The following is an 18367-nucleotide window of genomic DNA, read 5'->3' on the forward strand; positions in this document are numbered from 1 at the left end:
TGATCAGGAGGAACGGGAGCCGGAAGGTGAAGGAAAAGGGGGTTGTACGGCCGTGAAACCGGAACCCAGGAGCGCCATGGCATCGATGAGCAGTTGCCGGAGTTCCGCGAGCGACGCCGGCGAGAGGTCGGCGCCGCGGCGGGCAAACCAGATTTCCATGGCAGCTTTGCCGCAGGCAATCACGGAGCCGGCCAGTGCACGGAGGTAGAGCTCGTCTGCGGCGCCGGGCGTTCCGGCGGCGCGTTCCCTGGCCACGGCGGTGATCTGTTCCCGGCAGTGGTCCCAGGCTTCCAGTTCCGAGTGGGCCATCAGGGTGCTCTGTTGGGTGAGGGTAAACAGCTCGGCCAAAGGGGCCACGGTCATGGGATCTGCGAGGGCCATCAGGGCTGCCTGGGCCGACTGCAGGATCGGTTCCTCCGCCGGGCGGAGTCGAAACTGCTGGATGGCGTTGTCCAGGAAGCCGTGGGTGACGGACGCGAGGGCCGCGTCGGTGCTGCTGAAGTAGTTGAAGAAGGTGCGCCGCGAAATTCCGGCGGCATCGGCAATGTCCTCCACAGTGAAGCTTCCCGGGCCACGGCTTCGCAGCAGTGACAGGGCAGCTTCCGTGATTGCCTGCCGGGTGGCTGCCTTGTTCAACTCGCGCCGCGAAGGGGCGGCTGGCGCGGGAGCGGCCGGGCTGGGGGAAGTGGTCACGCACTTACACTACGTGCAAGTTTGCACAGTGGGCAAGTTTTCGGCAGGCTTTCACAGGAAGATGAAAGGTTCCGAACAGCTCGTCCAGAACCTGGGCCGTAATGCTGGTGAATGCCTCCCAAGAGGCCAACCATCAGCAGCCGTCACCGACGGCGGATCCAGGAGACAAGAAAATGCTGCACACAAAGAAAATGACCCTCGGCCTGTCAGCCACGGCACTGGCCCTTGTAGGCGGAATCGGAGTGGCCGGCATGGCCTCCGCCACAACACCGGCTCCCGCGCCCACTGCCAGCTCCAGCGCATCCGCGGACGGGAGCACCAGCACCGCGCCGGGTGGCGGCATGGGCAAGCACGGCGGTCGCGGCGGGGAGCGGGGCGTTGCGCAGGCATCGGCGCTCGCGGAAAAGCTCGGGGTGGAGGAAGCCAAAGTGACGGAGGCGCTGCAGGCCTTCCGTGAGGCGAACAAGCCCACAACGCCGCCTGCGGACGGAACGAAGCCGGACGCCGCCACCCGCGACGCTGCCTTGGCCGCGTCACTGGCCGGGACGCTGGGCATCGAGGAATCCAAGGTCACCGCAGCTTTGGCGGAGCTGCGCACCGAGAAGCAGGCAGAAAAGGCCGCAGCCCTCAAGACGCGGCTGGACCAGGCGGTGACGGACGGAAAGCTGACGCAGGCCGAGGCCGACGCCGTCACCAAGGCAATCGAAAACGGCGTCATCGGCGGCGGCCGCTGACCTGCTGCTCCTGCACAACAAGAAGTCCCCGGGAAAAATCCCGGGGACTTCTTGTTACAGCAGGGGTGAGCAGAGACCCTTAGGCCTTCGCGTCCGCCAGTTCACGCGTTGTGGTGTCCGTGGAGGTTCCGTCGGACGGGGCAGCAGCGGTGTCAACAGTGTCGTCCACAAAGGGAGTGCCGTTACGGGGAGCGTTGTACAGCTGCTCGTCCAGGATGCCCTGGCGCTTGGCCACGATCGTGGGGACAAGCGCCTGGCCGGCGACGTTCACCGCGGTGCGGCCCATGTCCAGGATGGGATCGATGGCCAGAAGGAGGCCGACGCCGGCAAGCGGCAGTCCCAGCGTGGACAGGGTCAGCGTGAGCATCACGACGGCGCCGGTGGTGCCGGCTGTTGCGGCGGAGCCCAGGACGGATACCAGTGCGATCAGCAGGTACTGGCTGAAGTCGAGCTGGATGCCGAAGAACTGTGCCACGAAGATTGCCGAGATGGCGGGGTAGATGGCCGCGCAGCCGTCCATCTTGGTGGTGGCGCCCAGCGGCACGGCGAAGGAAGCGTAGCCGCGGGGGACGCCGAGGCTGCGTTCGGCCACCCGCTGGGTCAGGGGCAGGGTGCCCACCGAGGAGCGGGAGACGAAGGCCAGCTGGACGGCCGGCCACACGCCGGAGAAGTACTGCTTGACCGACAGGCCGTGGGTGCGGACCAGGATGGGGTAGACGGCGAAGAGGACCAGGGCCAGGCCTACGTAGATGGCGAAGGTGAACTTGCCCAGCGAGCCGATGGTGTCCCAGCCGTAGACGGCGACGGCGTTGCCGATGAGGCCCACGGTACCCAGCGGTGCGATGCGGATGATCCACCACAGCACCTTCTGGATGACCGCCAGCGCAGAAGCGTTCAGGTTCAGGAAAGGCTCAGCAGCCTTGCCCACCTTGAGCGCGGCAACACCAACGGCGATGGCGATCACCAGGATCTGGAGCACGTTGAAGCTGACGGAGGTGGTGACGGCGCCGGACTCGGCAACGGTGGAGCTGGCACCCAGGCCAAGGAAGTTCTTAGGGAAGAGACCCACCAGGAACGCCCACCAGTCACCGGACTTGCCGGAGTACTTGGCTTCCTCGGTGATGCCGGTATTGGCGCCGGGCTGCAGCAGGACACCCAGGCCGATGCCGATCAGCACGGCGATCAGGGAGGTGATGGCGAACCACAGCAGGGTGTTCCAGGCAAGCTTGGCCGCGTTGGACACCTGGCGCAGGTTGGAGATGGAACTGACGACAGCCGTGAAGATCAGGGGTACGACGGCGGTCTGCAGCAGGGACACATAGCTGGACCCGATGGTCTGCAGTGTGGCGCCGAGGCCGTTGGGGCTGGCTTTGGTGCTGCCGGTGTACTTGGCCAGCAGGCCAAGGCCAAGCCCGACGATGAGGGCGGCGATGATCTGGAAGCCGAACGAGCCAGCCCACTTGGGGAGCTGGAAGCCGGTCTTTCCTGCGGATTCTGAGGGGCGGGTTTGAGTGCTCACCCGAATACGTTAGAGCCGCCCCACATATCACGACGAACCAACATTGAGAAATATTACGCTGCGCAAATTTCGCCGCGATAGTAAAAACCGCTTGAAATCAGGGGTTTGAAGGCGCTTTGTTACTTATTCCTTCCGAGGATGTGGCATATCTCTCCTGCCCTAAGGCGAGAGGCCCGACGTGGCTCCTTCCGGCAGCTTGCGTCAAAGCGACGAAGGAGCAGCAAGCAGAGGAAGGCAGCCTCGGCGGGCCGGGGCGGCCCACGGTGTTGGATCAGGAAAGCAGGGCGCGCCTCAGGGTGTCCAGGCCGACGGAGCCGATGTTCAAAGCCCTTGTGTGGAACTCCTTCAGGTCGAAGCCGGGGCGGGCTTCGAGTTCTGCGCGGATCTGTTCCCAGAGGCGCTGGCCTACTTTGTAGGAAGGTGCCTGGCCGGGCCAGCCAAGGTAGCGGGTGAACTCGAAGTTGAGCTGTCCTTCGCTGATGGCGAGGTTCTGTTTGAGGAATCCGTAGCCCTTGTCCGGGGTCCAGGTGCCGGAGCCCCAGCGTTCAGGGACCTCAAGCTCGAGGTGGACGCCGATATCGAACACCACGCGGGCGGCACGCATCCGCTGCATGTCCAGCATGCCCATGTGGTCGCCGGGATCGTCCAGGTAGCCCAGTTCCTGCATCAGTTTCTCGGCATAGAGGGCCCAGCCTTCACCGTGGCCGGAGGTCCAGCAGACGTTCCGGCGCCACGCGTTCAGCAGTTCGCGGCGGTAGGTGGCGGTGGCCACCTGAAGGTGGTGGCCCGGAACGCCCTCGTGGTAGACGGTGGTGGTTTCGGCCCAGGTGGTGAACGTGTCCTCACCGGCCGGGACGGACCACCACATGCGGCCGGGGCGGCTGAAGTCATCGGACGGGCCGGTGTAGTAGATGCCGCCCTCATCGGTGGGGGCGATCAGGCACTCGAGTTTCCGCATGACGTCCGGGATGTCGAAATGGACACCGGCAAGCTCTGCCACCGCTTTATCGGAAAGTTCCTGCATCCACTCCCGCAGGGCGTCCTTCCCCTTCAGCTTGCGGGAGGGATCGTTGTTGAGGATTTCCTTGGCCTCGGCGATGGTGGCGCCGGCCTTAATGATGCCGGCCACCTGTTCCTGCTCGGCAATAAGGCGGTCGAGTTCCTCCACGCCCCAGGCGTAGGTTTCCTCCAGGTCCACGGTTGCGCCGAGGAAGGAACGTGAAGCCAGCGCATAGCGGGCGCGCCCCACGGCGTCCTTTTCAGGTGCGGCGGGCAGCAGCTCGATTCGAAGGAACTCCGCCAGTTGGGCGTAGGCGCTCCTGGCAGCGGCAGCCCCGGCGTCGAGCTCTTTCTGGACGGCCGCGGGCAGGGGCCCGGCGGCGGTGGATGCTCCTGCCGCCAGCTTCGCAAAGTAGCCGTCTTCCGCTGCGTACTTCGTGGTCTGCTCAATGACACTGTTGACCTGGCGTGCCGCGGCGACCCGCCCGGCGTCCCTGGCCTGCCGCAGGGAGTCCATATAGCCGGCAATGGCCGCCGGCACGTTGAGTGCGCGGCCGGCAATGTGCTGCCAGTCCTGCTCTGTTTCCGTGGGCATCAGATCCAGGATGGAACGGATGTCCTGGGCGGGGGAGGCGATGTTGTTCAGATCCGCGAAATCCCAGCCGGAGGCATGGATCAGCAGCTGCAGGCCCAGCCGCTCCTGCATGGCATCGAGGGTGACGGCGTCCACGTCGTCCTCGGGCTCGAGTCCTTCAAGGTCGGTGAGGGCCTTTCGGGCAGCCTCAGCGAACTCCGCAATGCCGGCGGGGGAGAAATCCTGGTACTCGGTCTCGTGTCCGGGCACGCCAAGGGTGATGGCGAAGGACGGGTTGAGCCTGATGAACGTGTCCGTGTAATTGTCCGCGACGGCGTCGATGCGGGTTTTCGGGCGGACAGCTGGAGTGTCGGTAGTCACTCCACGAGACTAACCCCAGAACTGTTGTGGGGCTGCCTTCAGCCGCGGCTACGCTTCCATGCGCCAGGCCCGGGTGTGGGGGCAAGCCGCAACTGTTGCCGGCGCACCCAGTGCCGCACGGACGGCTTTCCGGCGGGTGCTGGTTCCGCGCCTCCCAAGGAGAGTACGACGGCGGTCAGCGCTGCCAGTTCCTCGGCTGTCGGCTGGCCTTTGACAACAGACAGCAGGGGTTCAGCGGGTGCCTGGGTTTCGTCGGGGGCTGGGCCCACGCCGGCGAGGGCCCCGGCCTGAGCTTGCGAAGGCTGGGAGCCGGTGGTTGGGCTCACGCCGGCGAGGGCCCCGCCCTGAGCTTGCGAAGGCTGGGAGCCGGTGGTTGGGCCCACGCCGGCGAGGGCCCCGCCCTGAGCTTGCGAAGGCTGGGAGCCGGTGGGGATCACAGCGGGATGTTCCCATGCTTCTTGGTGGGAAGGCTGGCGCGTTTGTCGCGGAGCGCCCGCAGTCCCTTGATGATCTGGGTCCTGGTCTCGGAGGGGGCGATGACGGCGTCAACGTAGCCCAGCTGGGCTGCCTGGTACGGGTTCAGGAGCTCTTCCTCGTACTGCCGGATCACTTCAGCCCGCCGGGCCTCGACGTCTCCGCCGGTGTCGGCAACTGCTGCGAGGTCGCGGCGGTAGAGGATGTTGACCGCTCCTTGTGCACCCATGACGCCGATCTGGGCGGTGGGCCACGCGAGGTTCAGGTCGGCGCCCAGCTTCTTGGACCCCATCACAATGTAGGCGCCGCCGTAGGCTTTGCGGGTGATCACGGTGAGCTTGGGGACGGTGGCCTCGGCGTAGGCGTACAGGAGCTTGGCGCCGCGGCGGATGATGCCCTGGAATTCCTGGTCCTTGCCGGGCAGGAATCCGGGGACGTCCACCAGGGTGATGATGGGGATGTTGAAGGCGTCGCAGTGGCGGACAAAGCGGGCTGCTTTCTCCGAGGCGGCGATGTCCAGGGTGCCGGCGAACTGCAGGGGCTGGTTGGCCACGATGCCCACGGTGTGGCCCTCCACCCGGCCGTACCCGATCATCACGTTGGGGGCGTACAAGGCCTGCATTTCCAGGAAATGGGCGTCGTCCACGATCTGTTCAACGACGCTGCGCATGTCGTAGGGCTGGTTTGCTGAATCCGGGATCAGCGTGTCCAGGGCGAGGTCGTCGTCGTCGACCTCCAGGTCCTGCTGGTGCTCCAGCACGGGTGCCTCGGCGAGGTTGTTGGAGGGCAGGAAGTCCAGGAGTTCGCGGACGAATTCGATGGCGTCGGCTTCGTCGGCGGCCAGGTAGGTGGAGGTGCCCGTGGTGGCGTTGTGCTGGCGCGCCCCGCCCAGGGTTTCCATGTCCACGTCTTCGCCGGTGACGGTCTTGATGACGTCAGGTCCCGTGATGAACATGTGTGATGTTTTGTCCACCATCACCACGTAGTCGGTGAGGGCGGGGGAGTAGGCGGCGCCGCCGGCGGAGGGTCCCATGATCAGGGAGATCTGCGGCACCACACCCGAGGCGTGGACGTTGTTGCGGAAGATATCGGCGAACATGGCCAGCGAGGCCACGCCTTCCTGGATGCGTGCTCCGCCGCCGTCGAGGATGCCCACCACGGGGCAGCCGTTCCGCAGCGCGAATTCCTGCACTTTGACGATCTTTTCGCCGTTGACCTGGCTCAGGGAGCCGCCGTACACGGAGAAGTCCTGGCTGTAGACGGCTACGGGACGCCCGTCCACGGTGCCGTAGCCGGAGACCAGGCCGTCGCCCAGGGGCTTCTTCTTGTCCATGCCGAATGCGGTGGAGCGGTGTACTGCCAGGGCGTCGAATTCCACGAATGAGTCTTCATCCAGCAGGAGGGCTATCCGTTCCCGGGCGGTGTTCTTGCCCCGGGCGTGCTGCTTTTCGATTGCTTCGGGACCGGAGGGCTGTTCGGCACGGGCCTGGCGGTCGCGGAAATCGGCGATCTTTCCCGCTGTCGTTGTCAGATCGTGGCTCATCAAAATATCTCCGGCTCTGTAGCAGATTGGTCCTGTGGCGCTGTTTCTGGTGGCAGGTCTGATGCGGGAGTTAAGTAGCATCCACACAAAAAACGAACCCTGCTGGCTAGTCTAGTGACGCTTCTGACGCCCGCCGCTGTAGAAAACCTACAATTTTCTGCCGTGCCGCAGCCCGCCGCGCCATGTTACTCGCCGGTAACATATCTGCGTTAGAGTGGTTTTTATGACTTTGAGCAATGATGCTTCGGGATCGCCTGCAAGCCCCTACCAGCGCACGGGTTCCCTCCGGGGCCGCACCATTTTGATGTCCGGCGGAAGCCGCGGGATCGGGCTGGCCATTGCCACCCGGGCGGCGCAGGACGGCGCGAACATCGTGCTGCTGGCCAAGACCGGACAGCCGCATCCGAAACTTGAAGGCACCGTCTACACGGCTGCCGAACGGCTGGAGGCGGCCGGCGGCCAGGCACTCCCGCTGGTGGGTGATGTCCAGCGTGATGAGGACGTGGCGGGAGCCGTTTCAGCGGCAGTGGAGCGCTTCGGGGGCATCGACGTCGTCATCAATAACGCCTCCGCGATTGACCTCTCGGGCACCGATGCGGTGGACATGAAAAAGTACGACCTGATGCAGGACATCAATGTCCGCGGGACGTTCCTGCTGTCCAAGCTGGCCCTGCCCGCGCTGCGCGCTTCCGCCGGCGGGCACATCCTTACCCTCTCACCCCCGCTGAACCTCGCTCCGCACTGGGCCGGAAAGCATTTGGCCTACACCATGGCGAAGTACGGAATGAGCCTGACCACCCTGGGACTCGCCGAGGAGTTGAAGGGTGACGGGATCAGCGTCAACTCGCTGTGGCCGTGCACCCTGATCGACACCGCAGCCATCCGCAACATGCCCCGGGGCGACGAAATTGTCCAGGCAGCGCGCGGGCCGCAGATCATGGCTGATGCCGCGCACGCCGTCCTGACCGGCGCCAATCTACGCGCCGGCAGCGCGGCAAGCGGCAACTTCTACACGGACGAAGAGGTCCTTGCTGCAGCCGGTGTGGACGACTTCCGCCCCTACAGCCTCGGGGCCCCGGAGGAACGGCTGGTTCCGGACATCTTCCTGTAGGCGGCACCTCCTGCCGCGTATCGGGAGGATTTAGCTCGGTAGGATTTAGCTATGGATGACGCACACACCCCCGGTACGCCCCTGAACCGGAGGGACCTGGCGGACCAGGACTTCCTGTCCGCCACCGGCATCCCCCGGCTGGAGGTGGTGGATTCCACGGGGTCCACCAATGCTGACCTGCTTCGCTCGGTCACCGCCGAGCCTGCTGCCTGGCCGGACCTGTCCGTGCTCACGGCGGAGTACCAGACGGCAGCGCGGGGCCGGCTGGACCGGCACTGGGAAGCTCCGCCGCTGAGCTCCATCTCCGTTTCCGTTGTCCTGCGGCCCGCGAATGCCGAGGGGCGGCCGCTGCCCACCCAGACGTATTCCTGGTTGTCGCTGGTCGCCGCCCTGGCCCTGCGCGAGACCCTCCTGGAAACGGCTGGCATCCCAGCGGAGCTGAAGTGGCCCAACGACGTCCTGGTGCGGGGCAAAAAGATCGCGGGCATCCTGGCACAGCTTGGGCCCATGGTGGATGGTTCCGTGCCGCCCGTCATCCTGGGGACCGGCTTGAACGTCACCCTTGGTGCGGCGGACCTTCCTGTCCCCACCGCCACCTCGGTGATGCTGGAGGATGCCCGGACGGTGGACCGGACCTTGCTCCTGAAGAGCTACCTTTCAAAGTTTGCCGTCCTGTACCGCAGCTTCTGCAATGCCGACGGCGATCCGGCGGCAGGGATGGCTGGGGGCACGTCACTGCACAAGCGGGTTGAGGCCGCCATGGTCACCCTGGGCAAGCAGGTGCGGGCCCAGCTGCCGGGGGACCACGAAATCATCGGCCACGCGTCCCGGCTCGACGACTACGGGTCGCTGCTGGTGGTGGACCGTGACTCCCGCGAGCACGTGGTCACTGCCGGGGACGTGGTGCACCTGCGGCCGTGGACCTCCCCGGACGCCGGCCAAGGCGGTTATGCGTAAAAGCCTTGTCCCGGGCGAACAGGTGATTGTCACCACCCGCCCGCAGCCGAGGAAACTTGCAGGTGCCGCGGCTGCCTTTATTCTGTCGCCGGCCCTTGCCGCCTATTTTTCGGCCTGGGTGATCCGCGGCGAAGCCGGGCGGGCAGTCCCTGCCCTTTCCGGCCGTTGGACACCCTGGCTCGTGACGGGGTGTGTCCTGGCGGCTGCTTCGGTGTGGCTGGGCTTCTGCCTGCCCCGGCTGCTGCGGTGGCACGGGACCCGCTATACGCTGACCAGCAGGAGGATGGTGGCGAGGTCCGGCATGTGGAACCGGCAGGACCGGCAGGTGAACCTTGCTTCGGTCCGCAACCTGACTGTCCATGAGTCGGTCCTGCAACGCCTCTTCCGTTCCGGGAATATATCCTTGGAAACCGGGCACCAGGGAGTGGTCACATTCCAGGATGTGCCGGAAGTAGCCAGGTTCCGCGACTTCATCCTCGATGCCATCGAGGACCTGCCGGACGAGGACGATGCCCAGCCGGGCGCAACAGCGGATTTCCCCGCCGGGGCTTTGCCGTGGGAAATGAGAGAAGGTGGACCAGATGAACGATGAGCACCAGCAGGAACGCGTCGAATCCATCGCGCCCACTCCTGCCGCGGACGCCCACCCGGCCACCGGCACCATGTCCGCCGAAAGGCTGGCCATGAAGGCCCTGGAGGCGCGCCTGCTGGGCGGGGAACGCAAGCTCCGCCGTCGTGAAGTCGCCGCCGGTGCGGGCCTGTCCCTGCTGTCCGCGCGTAAACTTTGGCGTGCCTTGGGTTTTCCGAACTTCGGCGACGAGGATGTTGCCTTCACCGAGCGCGACCAGGCAGCACTCTCCACGGTGGTGGACCTGGTGCGGTCAGGAAAGCTGACCGAAGAAGCTGCCATTTCCGTCACCCGCTCCATCGGCCAAATGACGGACCGGATGGTGGTGTGGCAGATTGAGGCCCTCGTGGAAGACATGGTGCACGAACAGGGCGTCACCGATGCCGTGGCCCGCAAGCGCCTGGTGAATGAGCTCCCGGCGCTGGTGGACGCACTGGAGGAAATGCTGGTCTATTCCTGGCGCCGCCAGCTCAACGCCGGCATCCAGCGGCTCGCGGTGCGCGCCGAAGCCGGCCTGCAGGCCAGCGAAGAAGGCCGCGAAGGCGACGAGGACGACGCCCCGCTGCCCCTGGCACGCGCCGTCGGCTTCGCTGACCTGGTGTCCTACACCAGCCTGTCCCGCCGCATGAACGAAAAAACCCTGGCCCGGCTGGTTCAGCGGTTTGAAAACAAGTGCGCGGAAATCATTTCTGTTGGCGGCGGCCGCCTGGTCAAGACCGTGGGTGACGAAGTCCTCTACATTGCGGAAACTCCGGCCGCAGGCGCGGAAATCTCCCTGGCGCTGGCCCAGGCCTTTACCGAGGACGAGATCCTGCCGGAAGCCCGGGTGGCGATGGTCTGGGGCCGGATCCTGTCCCGGCTCGGCGATATTTACGGCCCCACCGTGAACCTTGCCGCCCGGCTGACCACTTTGGCGGACCCGGGCACGGTTCTCGTGGACTCCATGACTGCCTCCGCGCTGGAGCACGATGAACGGTTTGTGATGGTGCCGCAGCCGCCCGAGAACGTCCGTGGTTTTGGCGAAATCCGCCCGGTGCGCCTCACCCGCGGGCTGGGCAAGGGGCTGGTCCTGGACTAGCGCCCTGCTGTAGACCTCAACGCCAGAAACCGAACCTATCCAGGACAGGCATGAAACACCATCCCGCCAGCGTTTCCTCCAGCTTCGAAGGGTCGGGGCTGACCCTGAGCCATGGTTCCGGAACCGACCGGGGGCACCGCCGGGAGTTGAACGAGGACTCCTACATCGCCTCCGATCCTGTTTTTGCCGTGGCCGACGGGATGGGAGGGCACGAGGCCGGCGAGGTTGCCAGCAGCCTTTGCATCCGGGCGCTGGCCGCGATTCCCCAGGTCTCCACGGGTGAGCGGAGCATCACCCCCGCGGCGCTCGAGCAGTACCTGGCCGGGGCTGACCTCGCCATCCGTGAGGCCACCGGTGCGCGCGCCGGTACCACCCTGACGGGCGCGGTTGTTGTTGAGCAGCTTGGCAGGCCGTACTGGCTGGTGCTGAATGTCGGTGATTCCCGCACCTACCGCATGAACGGCGGAAATCTCGAGCAGATCAGCGTGGACCACTCTGAGGTCCAGGAGCTTGTGGACGCAGGCGAAATCACGCCGGAACAAGCCCTGGTGCATCCGCGCCGGCATGTCGTCACGCGGGCGCTGGGCACCGGGGATGAGACGGAGGCAGACTACTGGCTGCTGCCTGTTCAGGATGGGGACCGCCTTCTTATCTGCTCTGACGGCCTGACCGGAGAGCTGACGGACGAGCAGATCTTCCGGATCCTCAGCGCCGAAGCGCACCCCCAGGACGCCGTTGACTCCCTCATCCAGGCCGCGCTTCGCAGCGGCGGCAGGGACAACGTTACTGTGATTGCCATCGATGCCAGGATCAGCACAAGCTGACAACGGGCCGCCCCAGCCGCCGGGAATACTGGGCGGATAAATGCTGCGCGGATTAATACTGCGCGGATAAATGCTGGGCGGACACGGGCCGCGCCGGGCCAGGCGGTCCGAACGTCCCGACCATCGTGGCCGGGTCCCCTTGGCGGGCACCGGCGGAGAATTCTTCGGCTGGTGGAGCAGGACCCGCCTTACCGGCGCACTGATCCCGCCCCGCTGCGCGGGTAAGGCAAGATAGGTCTGTGAGCACAGGACCAGGCCCCGCACAACAGACCGCCACCCGGACCGCCGCAGCCGGCGAACCGGAAACCATCCCCGCTGAATCGGTCCGCGAGGAATACGAAAACCTCGTCGATTTGGTGCGGAAGTATCGGTTCGCGTACTACCAGGAGGACACGCCCCTGGTCTCCGACGCGGAATTCGACGAACTTTTCCGGCGGCTGGAGGAGATTGAGGCCCTTCATCCGGAACTGGTGTCCAACGACTCACCCACCCAGGAAGTGGGAGGGGAAGTCTCCGCCGCCTTCGCCGCCGTGGAGCACCTGCAGCGGATGTACAGCCTTGAGGATGTCTTCTCCCTCGACGAACTCGAGGCCTGGCTCACCAAAGCGTCAGCCGGCATCGCCAAGCTCGGGGACGGCTCACAGCAGCCGGCGTGGTTGACCGAGCTGAAAATCGACGGCCTCGCCGTCAACCTGCTGTACCGGGACGGCAAACTGGTGCGCGCCGCCACCCGCGGCGACGGCTTCACCGGTGAGGACATCACCCACAACGTCCTCACCATCAAGGAAATCCCGCAGGAACTGCGCGGCGGGGGCTTTCCGGCGGAAGTGGAAATCCGCGGTGAAGTGTTCATTCCCTCGAAGGCTTTCGCCGAATTCAACGAAGCCCTGATTGAAGCCGGCAAGGCGCCCCTGGCCAACCCCCGGAACGCCGCAGCGGGTTCGTTGCGCCAGAAGGACCCGGCGGAAACCGCCAAGCGGCCCCTGAAGATGTTTGTCCACGGCATCGGCGCCCGCGAAGGGCTCCAGGCGCGCAGCCAGTCCGAAACCTATGACCTTCTGAGGGACTGGGGCCTTCCGGTCAGCCCGTATTCGGAGGTGCTGGGGAGCCTGGCGGAAGTCCTGGACTTCATCAAACGGTACGGGGACCAGCGCCACAAGCTGCTTCACGAAATCGACGGCATTGTGGTCAAAGTTGATGACTTCGCCACCCAGCGTGCCCTCGGCTACACCACACGCGTGCCGCGGTGGGCGGTGGCGTACAAGTACCCGCCCGAGGAAGTCCACACCAAGCTCCTGGACATCCAGGTCAACGTGGGCCGCACGGGACGGGTCACACCCTTCGGCATGATGGAGCCCGTTAAAGTGGCAGGCTCCACAGTAGAGATGGCTACCCTGCACAACCAGGACGTGGTCAAGGCCAAGGGCGTGAAAATCGGCGACATCGTGGTGCTCCGCAAGGCCGGCGATGTCATCCCGGAAATCGTGGGCCCGGTCCTGGCCCTGCGCGACCAGCAGGATCCTCCGGTCCGGGATTTTGTGATGCCCACCGAATGCCCCTCTTGTGGAACGCCCCTCGCCCCGGCCAAGGAGGGCGACGTGGACATCCGTTGCCCCAATGCCAAGTCCTGCCCCTCGCAGCTGCGCGAGCGGGTGTTCCACCTCGCCGGCCGCGGCGCTTTCGACATTGAAGCACTCGGCTGGGAAGCGGCGATCGCCCTGACCCAGCCGGCGGAACCCGAAATCCCGCCGCTGACCACCGAAGCGGCCCTCTTCGACCTCACGCCGGAGCTGCTGGCCGGGGTCAGGATCCGGCGCGAAAAGCGTTCCAAGGGTGTGGCCACCGGAGAATTCGAACTGGTGCCGTACTTCTTCAGCAAGGGCACCGCGAAATCGCCGTCCAAGCCCAGCGCCACCACCGAGAAGCTTTTCCGCGAACTCGAGAAGGCCAAAACCCAGCCGCTGTGGCGCGTACTGGTGGCGCTGTCCATCCGGCACGTTGGACCGCGCGCCTCCCGCGCGCTCGCCACAGCCTTCGGCACCATGGACGCCATCCGGAAGGCGTCGGAGGAGGAACTGGCCCACGTGGACGGCGTGGGACCCACCATCGCCGCCGCCCTGAAGGAATGGTTTGCCGAGGACTGGCACCTGGAGATCATCGACCGGTGGGCCGCAGCCGGCGTCAGGATGGAGGACGAACGGGACGAATCCGTGCCCCGCACCCTGGACGGACTGACAGTGGTGGTCACCGGCTCCCTGCCAAACTTCAGCCGGGACGAGGCCAAGGAAGCCATCCTCATCCGCGGCGGCAAGGCCTCAGGTTCCGTTTCCAAAAACACCAGCTACGTGGTGGCCGGCGAGAACGCCGGCACCAAGCTGGACAAGGCCGAGCAGCTTGGCCTTCCCGTTTTGGACGAGGACGGCTTCCGGCAACTCCTGGACGGCGGTCCGGCAGCACTGGCGGATGCGGCATACGGAGCCGCGGCGGCGGCAACCCCATGAGCGCGGACAACCCCGTGAGCCGCGCCGGGGGAGCCGGCCAAGTAACGCCCGCCGGGTTGCTGGAAGTAGCCAAACGGGCTGCCGCCGCGGGCGCCGCAGTCCTGGCCAGCCGCAGCACCGAGGCGCTCCAGGCGAGCAACAAGGGCGACGCCGGCGATTGGGTCACCGCCTTCGACGTCGCCGCAGAGCACGCTGTCCGGGACGTCCTTGCCGCGGCCCGTCCCAATGACAGCATCACCGGCGAGGAACACGGAACCACCAGACCGGCGGAGCCTACCGGTTACCGCTGGTCCATCGACCCGCTGGACGGCACCACCAACTTCATCCGCAACATCGTCTACTACGGCACCTCGGTGGCAGTCGCCGATGCCGACGGCGTCTGGCTTGCCGGCGTCGTCAATGCCCCTGCGCTGGGCCGCGTGTACTACGCTGCCCGCGGCGAGGGTGCGTGGCTGGAGGAATACGGGGCCCTGACCCGGCTCGAGGGGCCGGTTCCGGGGCGCAAGGGGCAGATCCTCGCCACCGGGTTCAACTACGACCCGCAGGTCCGCTCCGAGCAGGCCGCCCAGTTCGCCGAACTGATGAAGGGTTTCGCGGACGTCCGCAGGCTGGGGTCCGCTGCCCTGGACCTGTGCCTGGTGGCGGACGGCACCCACGACGCGTTCGGCGAGCGCGGGCTCAACGAGCACGACTTTTCGGCCGGGGCGCTCATTGCCGAGGAAGCCGGCTGCTGGGTCCGCCGGCCCCGGCTGACCAGCCCGCTCGACGGCGGCCCCAGCGACCAGGAACGGCTGGACGCCTGGACCTGCGCCGCGAGCCTGGAGCTGTCCGGCAAATTCCCGCTCTGAGGCGGCATCTGCAAGGTTATGGCCCACTCAAGGGGCCGGGGGTGATAGTTCAGTCACGGAAACCCCGGTTTCGCGCGCCGCTACTGGCTGGTAGCACTACCATTGACGGGTGCATTCGCAGATATCTGTCCGTCCCGCCGTCGAAACCGATTTCGACGCCGTTGCCCGCATCACCAGGGATTCCTACCTGGCGGCCGGGTACTTTGATGACGCCGACCACCCTTACATGCGCAAGGTCCAGGACGTCGCACTGCGGGCAGGCCAGGCCACCGTCTGGGTGGCGGAGCGGGCAGGGCAGGTGGTCGGTTCGGTCACGCTGGCCCGCGCCGGCGAGCCGTACGCGGACATTGCCCTGCACGATGAACTGGAGTTCCGCATGCTGGTGGTGGACCCGGCCGTGCAGCGCAGCGGTGCCGGCAAGGCCATGATGGCGGCAATCCTTGAGCATGCCAAGGAACTGGACGGGGTCAAGGGTGTGTCCCTGACCACCGGGAGCACCTGGGAAAGCGCCCGCGGCCTGTACAACAAAACCGGGTTCGCCAGGGTCCCGGAAAGGGACTGGACCGTGCCCGGGACTGACATAAAACTGCTGGTTTACCGGCTGGACCTGTAGCCGCCCTAAAGTGGTGCCGACCCACTCCAGCTTTGAAAGGCCCACCATGCGCAAAACCTTCGGCACCGGCTCCGTTTGGGAACAGACCCTCGGGTACTCCCGGGCCGTCCAGGTGGACAACACCCTCTACATTTCCGCCACCGCCGCGAGCGGCGAGGACGGCATCGTGGGCAATGACTTCTACACCCAGACCCAGTTCATCCTGCAGAAGCTCGGCAAGGTCCTTGCGGACGCCGGCTTCAGTTTCGAGGACGTGGTGCAGTCCAAGCTGTACCTGACGGACATCAGCCAGTGGGAAGAAGCGGGACGAGCCCACGGCGAGGTGTTCGGCGACATCCGGCCCACCCTGTCACTGGTGCACGTCCTTCCGTTCCTGGACCCTGAGATGCTGGTGGAAATCGAGCTCGTGGCGCAGAAGAGCGCCAGCTAGCTCCCCACCCTCCCGTCAGGTAGCCGGCAGGCCGTAGCGATGCTCGGGCCTGCCGGTGGTCCCGTACCGCAGCTGGATGTCCACCGCGCCGTCGTCGGCCAGCGAGGACAGGTACCGCTGCGCGGTGGCCCGGGAAACACCCACCCGGCTGGCCACTTCGGCCGCCGAGTACTGTTCACCCGGCACCAGTGATTCAAGCACCGCTGCTTCCGTTGCCGAGCGGGGCTTTGACGACGGCGTGACGTCGCCGGGGATCAGGGCACGCTTGGCCCGCTCCACCGCATCCTGGTCCAGCGCGCCGGGCTGGCCCAGCAGGCGACGGTACCGAGCATAGGACCGCAGCTGCTGGGACAGTGACTCGGAGGTAAACGGCTTCAGCAGGTAGCCCAGTGCGCCGCGGCGGAACGCTATGCGAAGCGATGCAGCATCCGAGGCTGCACTGAGGATCATGGTGTCCACATCAAGTTGCTGCAGCAGGTCCAGGCCGGAGGCGTCCGGGAGATAGACGTCCAGCAGCACCAGGTCCGGCCGAAGGCTGTGGATGGCCTGCAGCGCGAGCGACGCCGTTCCCACCGGTGCCAGCGCCAGGAAGCCCGCCACCGAATCCACATAGGCGGCGTGGAGCTTCGCGACGTGGAAGTCGTCATCCACGATCAGCACCCGAAAGTCCTCAGCCATTGTTGTCCTTCCCGGCTGCATCCGCCAGCCCTGTGCCTGCCTGTTCCGCCTTCTTGATTCCGGCTGTGGTGCCGGGGAGCGTGGCCATAAAAACTGCTCCTGGCCCGCCCCTGGCACCCGGGTCCAGCAGCGTAACGTCCCCGCCGCGGCGCCGCGCCAGCTGCCGGGCCAGCGCCAGCCCAAAGCCCTGGCCGCCGCCTGCACGGACCGGACCGGAGGCGGTGGTGAAGCCTTCGGCGAAAACCGTTTCCGCCTCCGTCCCTTCGGCCAGCCCGTCGCCTGAATCGGCGACGACCACGTGGAGGGTCCCGCCGTCGTCGCCCGGGTCATCCATGATTTCCAGTTCAACCCAGCGGTCCGGAGCTGAACCTGCAACGGCGGCGTTCACGGCGTTGTCGATCAGGTTGCCCAGCACGGTGGTAACGTCCTGCGCCTCGGTGACCTGTCCGCGGACCAGGGTTTCCGGGCCGATGCGCAACGCAACCCCGCGCTCGTCGGCCTCCACTCCCTTCGCTCCAACGAAGGCCTGAAGGTAGGGGTCCTGGAGCAGCTCGGCCTGGTCCACCGGGAACTTCAGCGGTCCCGTGGCCGCCAGCCGCGCCAGGTACTCGCGTGCCTGCTGGTGCTCTCCGATGCTCATAAACCCGGCGATGGTGTGCAGCTGGTTGGCGAACTCATGCCGCTGTGCCCGCAGCGCGGTGGACATGGTGCCCACGGCGTCCAGCTGCCGGGTGAGCTGCTGCAGTTCCGTCCGGTCGCGGAGCATCACCACCCACCCCAGGTCCTCACGCCGGTGGAGGGCCTTGCTGGCGTTGGCCACCAGCACCCGCCCGCCGGCCACCAGTTCCACGGCGGCATCTGTCCCGGAGCCGGCGCGGGTCAGGGACTTCAGCTGATCCGGTACCGGGGCGTCCTCCCATGCGGTTCCGGTCAGGTCAGGCGAGTCCAGCAGCCGTTGCGCTGCGGCGTTGAACACACTGATCCGGCCGTCGGCGGAAACGCCGATGACGCCGTCGTCCACGCCCTGGAGGACAGCCACCTGGTCGTGGACCAGGCTGCCGATCTCCTCCGGTTCCAGGCCCAGGGTGAGGCGCTGGAGGCGGCGGCGCAGCAGGAAGGACCCCAGGATGCCGGCGAGGAGCGCGCCGGCGGCGGTGAGGGCAACCGGGCCGATGTCACGGGCCACGCTCTGACCCACTGTTTCCATCGAATACCCCACGCTGACCTCGCCCACCACCGTGGTGCTGCCCGGAGCGTAGACGGGCACCTTCGCCCCGGCCGACGGGCCGAGCGTCCCGGTGTTCCGGGTGGTGACCTCCCGGCCGGACAGGGCCTCGGACGGATCCGTACTCACGCGTTCCCCGAGCCGCCGGGGGTCCGGATGCGCCAGCCGAAGGCCCGTTTCGTCGGTGATGACCACAAACAGGGCACCTGTCCGGGTCCGTGCTGCTTCGGCCGACGCCATCAGCGGCCCGGCAGCCAGTTCCGCGGCCGGGGGTGTGCCGGCCTGTTCACTGATGGCCAGCACATCGGCGCGTACGGACGGGTCCGAGGCCACCGTCCGCGCGAGGGTCAGCGCCTGGTTCTCCGCCTCGCTGCCCACCCTGTCGTACGTCAGCCACGCGTGGACGCCGGCACTGAGCAGAACCACCAGCAGGACCACCGCCAGTTGGAGCAGGAGCGTCTGGGTGGAGAACCGGAGCGGCGCGCGGGGGCTGGAACGCGGCATGGTCCTCCTTGATTCAGGTGCCTGGCGGGGGGCTTCGGGAAGCTGTGAGCACA

Annotated in this window: 17 protein-coding genes; 10 read left to right on the forward strand and 7 right to left on the reverse strand. The window is 66.4% G+C overall.

What is annotated here, in order from left to right:
- Nucleotides 1–3: 3 nt before the first annotated feature.
- Nucleotides 4–693 carry a TetR/AcrR family transcriptional regulator gene (locus M1D93_RS06810; RefSeq protein WP_461174381.1) on the reverse strand — a complete coding sequence of 230 codons (690 nt, stop codon included), beginning with the start codon at nucleotides 691–693 and terminating at the stop codon, nucleotides 4–6.
- A 173-nt stretch (nucleotides 694–866) separates the two neighbouring features.
- Here M1D93_RS06810 and M1D93_RS06815 point away from each other — a divergent pair, with 173 nt between their 5' ends.
- The gene (locus tag M1D93_RS06815) at nucleotides 867–1427 is read left to right on the forward strand and encodes a hypothetical protein (protein ID WP_461174382.1); all 561 of its coding nucleotides are present in this window, start codon (nucleotides 867–869) and stop codon (nucleotides 1425–1427) included.
- 79 nt (nucleotides 1428–1506) lie between these two features.
- Here M1D93_RS06815 and M1D93_RS06820 read toward each other — a convergent pair whose 3' ends face one another.
- From M1D93_RS06820 to M1D93_RS06835, 4 genes are all read right to left on the reverse strand, one after another.
- Nucleotides 1507–2946: a dicarboxylate/amino acid:cation symporter gene (locus tag M1D93_RS06820; RefSeq protein WP_461174383.1), complete on the reverse strand. Its 1440-nt coding sequence runs from the start codon at nucleotides 2944–2946 to the stop codon at nucleotides 1507–1509.
- 271 nt (nucleotides 2947–3217) lie between these two features.
- Nucleotides 3218–4900: a DUF885 domain-containing protein gene (locus M1D93_RS06825; protein WP_461174384.1), complete on the reverse strand. Its 1683-nt coding sequence runs from the start codon at nucleotides 4898–4900 to the stop codon at nucleotides 3218–3220.
- Between the two features lie 38 nt (nucleotides 4901–4938).
- On the reverse strand, nucleotides 4939–5169 hold the full coding sequence (locus M1D93_RS06830) for an acyl-CoA carboxylase subunit epsilon (RefSeq protein ID WP_461174952.1): 231 nt from the start codon (nucleotides 5167–5169) through the stop codon (nucleotides 4939–4941).
- A 164-nt stretch (nucleotides 5170–5333) separates the two neighbouring features.
- Entirely contained in the window at nucleotides 5334–6917 is a 1584-nt protein-coding gene (locus M1D93_RS06835; protein ID WP_461174385.1) for an acyl-CoA carboxylase subunit beta, read from the reverse strand.
- A 223-nt stretch (nucleotides 6918–7140) separates the two neighbouring features.
- Here M1D93_RS06835 and M1D93_RS06840 point away from each other — a divergent pair, with 223 nt between their 5' ends.
- From M1D93_RS06840 to M1D93_RS06880, 9 genes are all read left to right on the forward strand, one after another.
- Complete coding sequence (locus M1D93_RS06840) at nucleotides 7141–8028, forward strand: SDR family oxidoreductase (RefSeq protein WP_461174386.1); 888 nt, start codon at nucleotides 7141–7143, stop codon at nucleotides 8026–8028.
- Between the two features lie 51 nt (nucleotides 8029–8079).
- Entirely contained in the window at nucleotides 8080–8985 is a 906-nt protein-coding gene (locus M1D93_RS06845; RefSeq protein ID WP_461174387.1) for a biotin--[acetyl-CoA-carboxylase] ligase, read from the forward strand.
- A complete protein-coding gene (locus tag M1D93_RS06850; protein ID WP_461174388.1) occupies nucleotides 8978–9577 on the forward strand; it encodes a PH domain-containing protein in 600 nt (199 codons plus the stop codon). The genes M1D93_RS06845 and M1D93_RS06850 overlap by 8 nt, the downstream gene beginning before the upstream one ends.
- Nucleotides 9567–10691, forward strand: coding sequence for an adenylate/guanylate cyclase domain-containing protein (locus tag M1D93_RS06855; RefSeq protein WP_461174389.1), 1125 nt, complete (start codon nucleotides 9567–9569; stop codon nucleotides 10689–10691). Before M1D93_RS06850 ends, M1D93_RS06855 begins: the two co-directional genes overlap by 11 nt.
- A gap of 50 nt (nucleotides 10692–10741) precedes the next feature.
- Nucleotides 10742–11515, forward strand: a complete 774-nt coding sequence (locus tag M1D93_RS06860; RefSeq protein WP_461174390.1) for a PP2C family protein-serine/threonine phosphatase — start codon at nucleotides 10742–10744, stop codon at nucleotides 11513–11515.
- A gap of 239 nt (nucleotides 11516–11754) precedes the next feature.
- Nucleotides 11755–14016 (forward strand): NAD-dependent DNA ligase LigA, encoded by a 2262-nt coding sequence (gene ligA / locus M1D93_RS06865; protein WP_461174391.1) that lies wholly within the window; start codon nucleotides 11755–11757, stop codon nucleotides 14014–14016.
- On the forward strand, nucleotides 14013–14864 hold the full coding sequence (locus tag M1D93_RS06870; RefSeq protein WP_461174392.1) for an inositol monophosphatase family protein: 852 nt from the start codon (nucleotides 14013–14015) through the stop codon (nucleotides 14862–14864). The genes ligA and M1D93_RS06870 overlap by 4 nt, the downstream gene beginning before the upstream one ends.
- 109 nt (nucleotides 14865–14973) lie before the next feature.
- Nucleotides 14974–15477 carry a GNAT family N-acetyltransferase gene (locus tag M1D93_RS06875; RefSeq protein ID WP_461174393.1) on the forward strand — a complete coding sequence of 168 codons (504 nt, stop codon included), beginning with the start codon at nucleotides 14974–14976 and terminating at the stop codon, nucleotides 15475–15477.
- Between the two features lie 46 nt (nucleotides 15478–15523).
- Nucleotides 15524–15907 (forward strand): RidA family protein, encoded by a 384-nt coding sequence (locus M1D93_RS06880; RefSeq protein ID WP_461174394.1) that lies wholly within the window; start codon nucleotides 15524–15526, stop codon nucleotides 15905–15907.
- A gap of 15 nt (nucleotides 15908–15922) precedes the next feature.
- Here the strand turns inward: M1D93_RS06880 and M1D93_RS06885 are convergent, their stop codons facing one another.
- Both M1D93_RS06885 and M1D93_RS06890 read right to left on the reverse strand, forming a co-directional pair.
- The gene (locus tag M1D93_RS06885) at nucleotides 15923–16585 is read right to left on the reverse strand and encodes a response regulator (RefSeq protein WP_461174395.1); all 663 of its coding nucleotides are present in this window, start codon (nucleotides 16583–16585) and stop codon (nucleotides 15923–15925) included.
- Complete coding sequence (locus M1D93_RS06890; RefSeq protein ID WP_461174396.1) at nucleotides 16578–18314, reverse strand: sensor histidine kinase; 1737 nt, start codon at nucleotides 18312–18314, stop codon at nucleotides 16578–16580. Before M1D93_RS06890 ends, M1D93_RS06885 begins: the two co-directional genes overlap by 8 nt.
- Nucleotides 18315–18367: the final 53 nt, after the last annotated feature.

It is taken from the genome of Arthrobacter sp. Z1-9, from assembly GCF_054792695.1.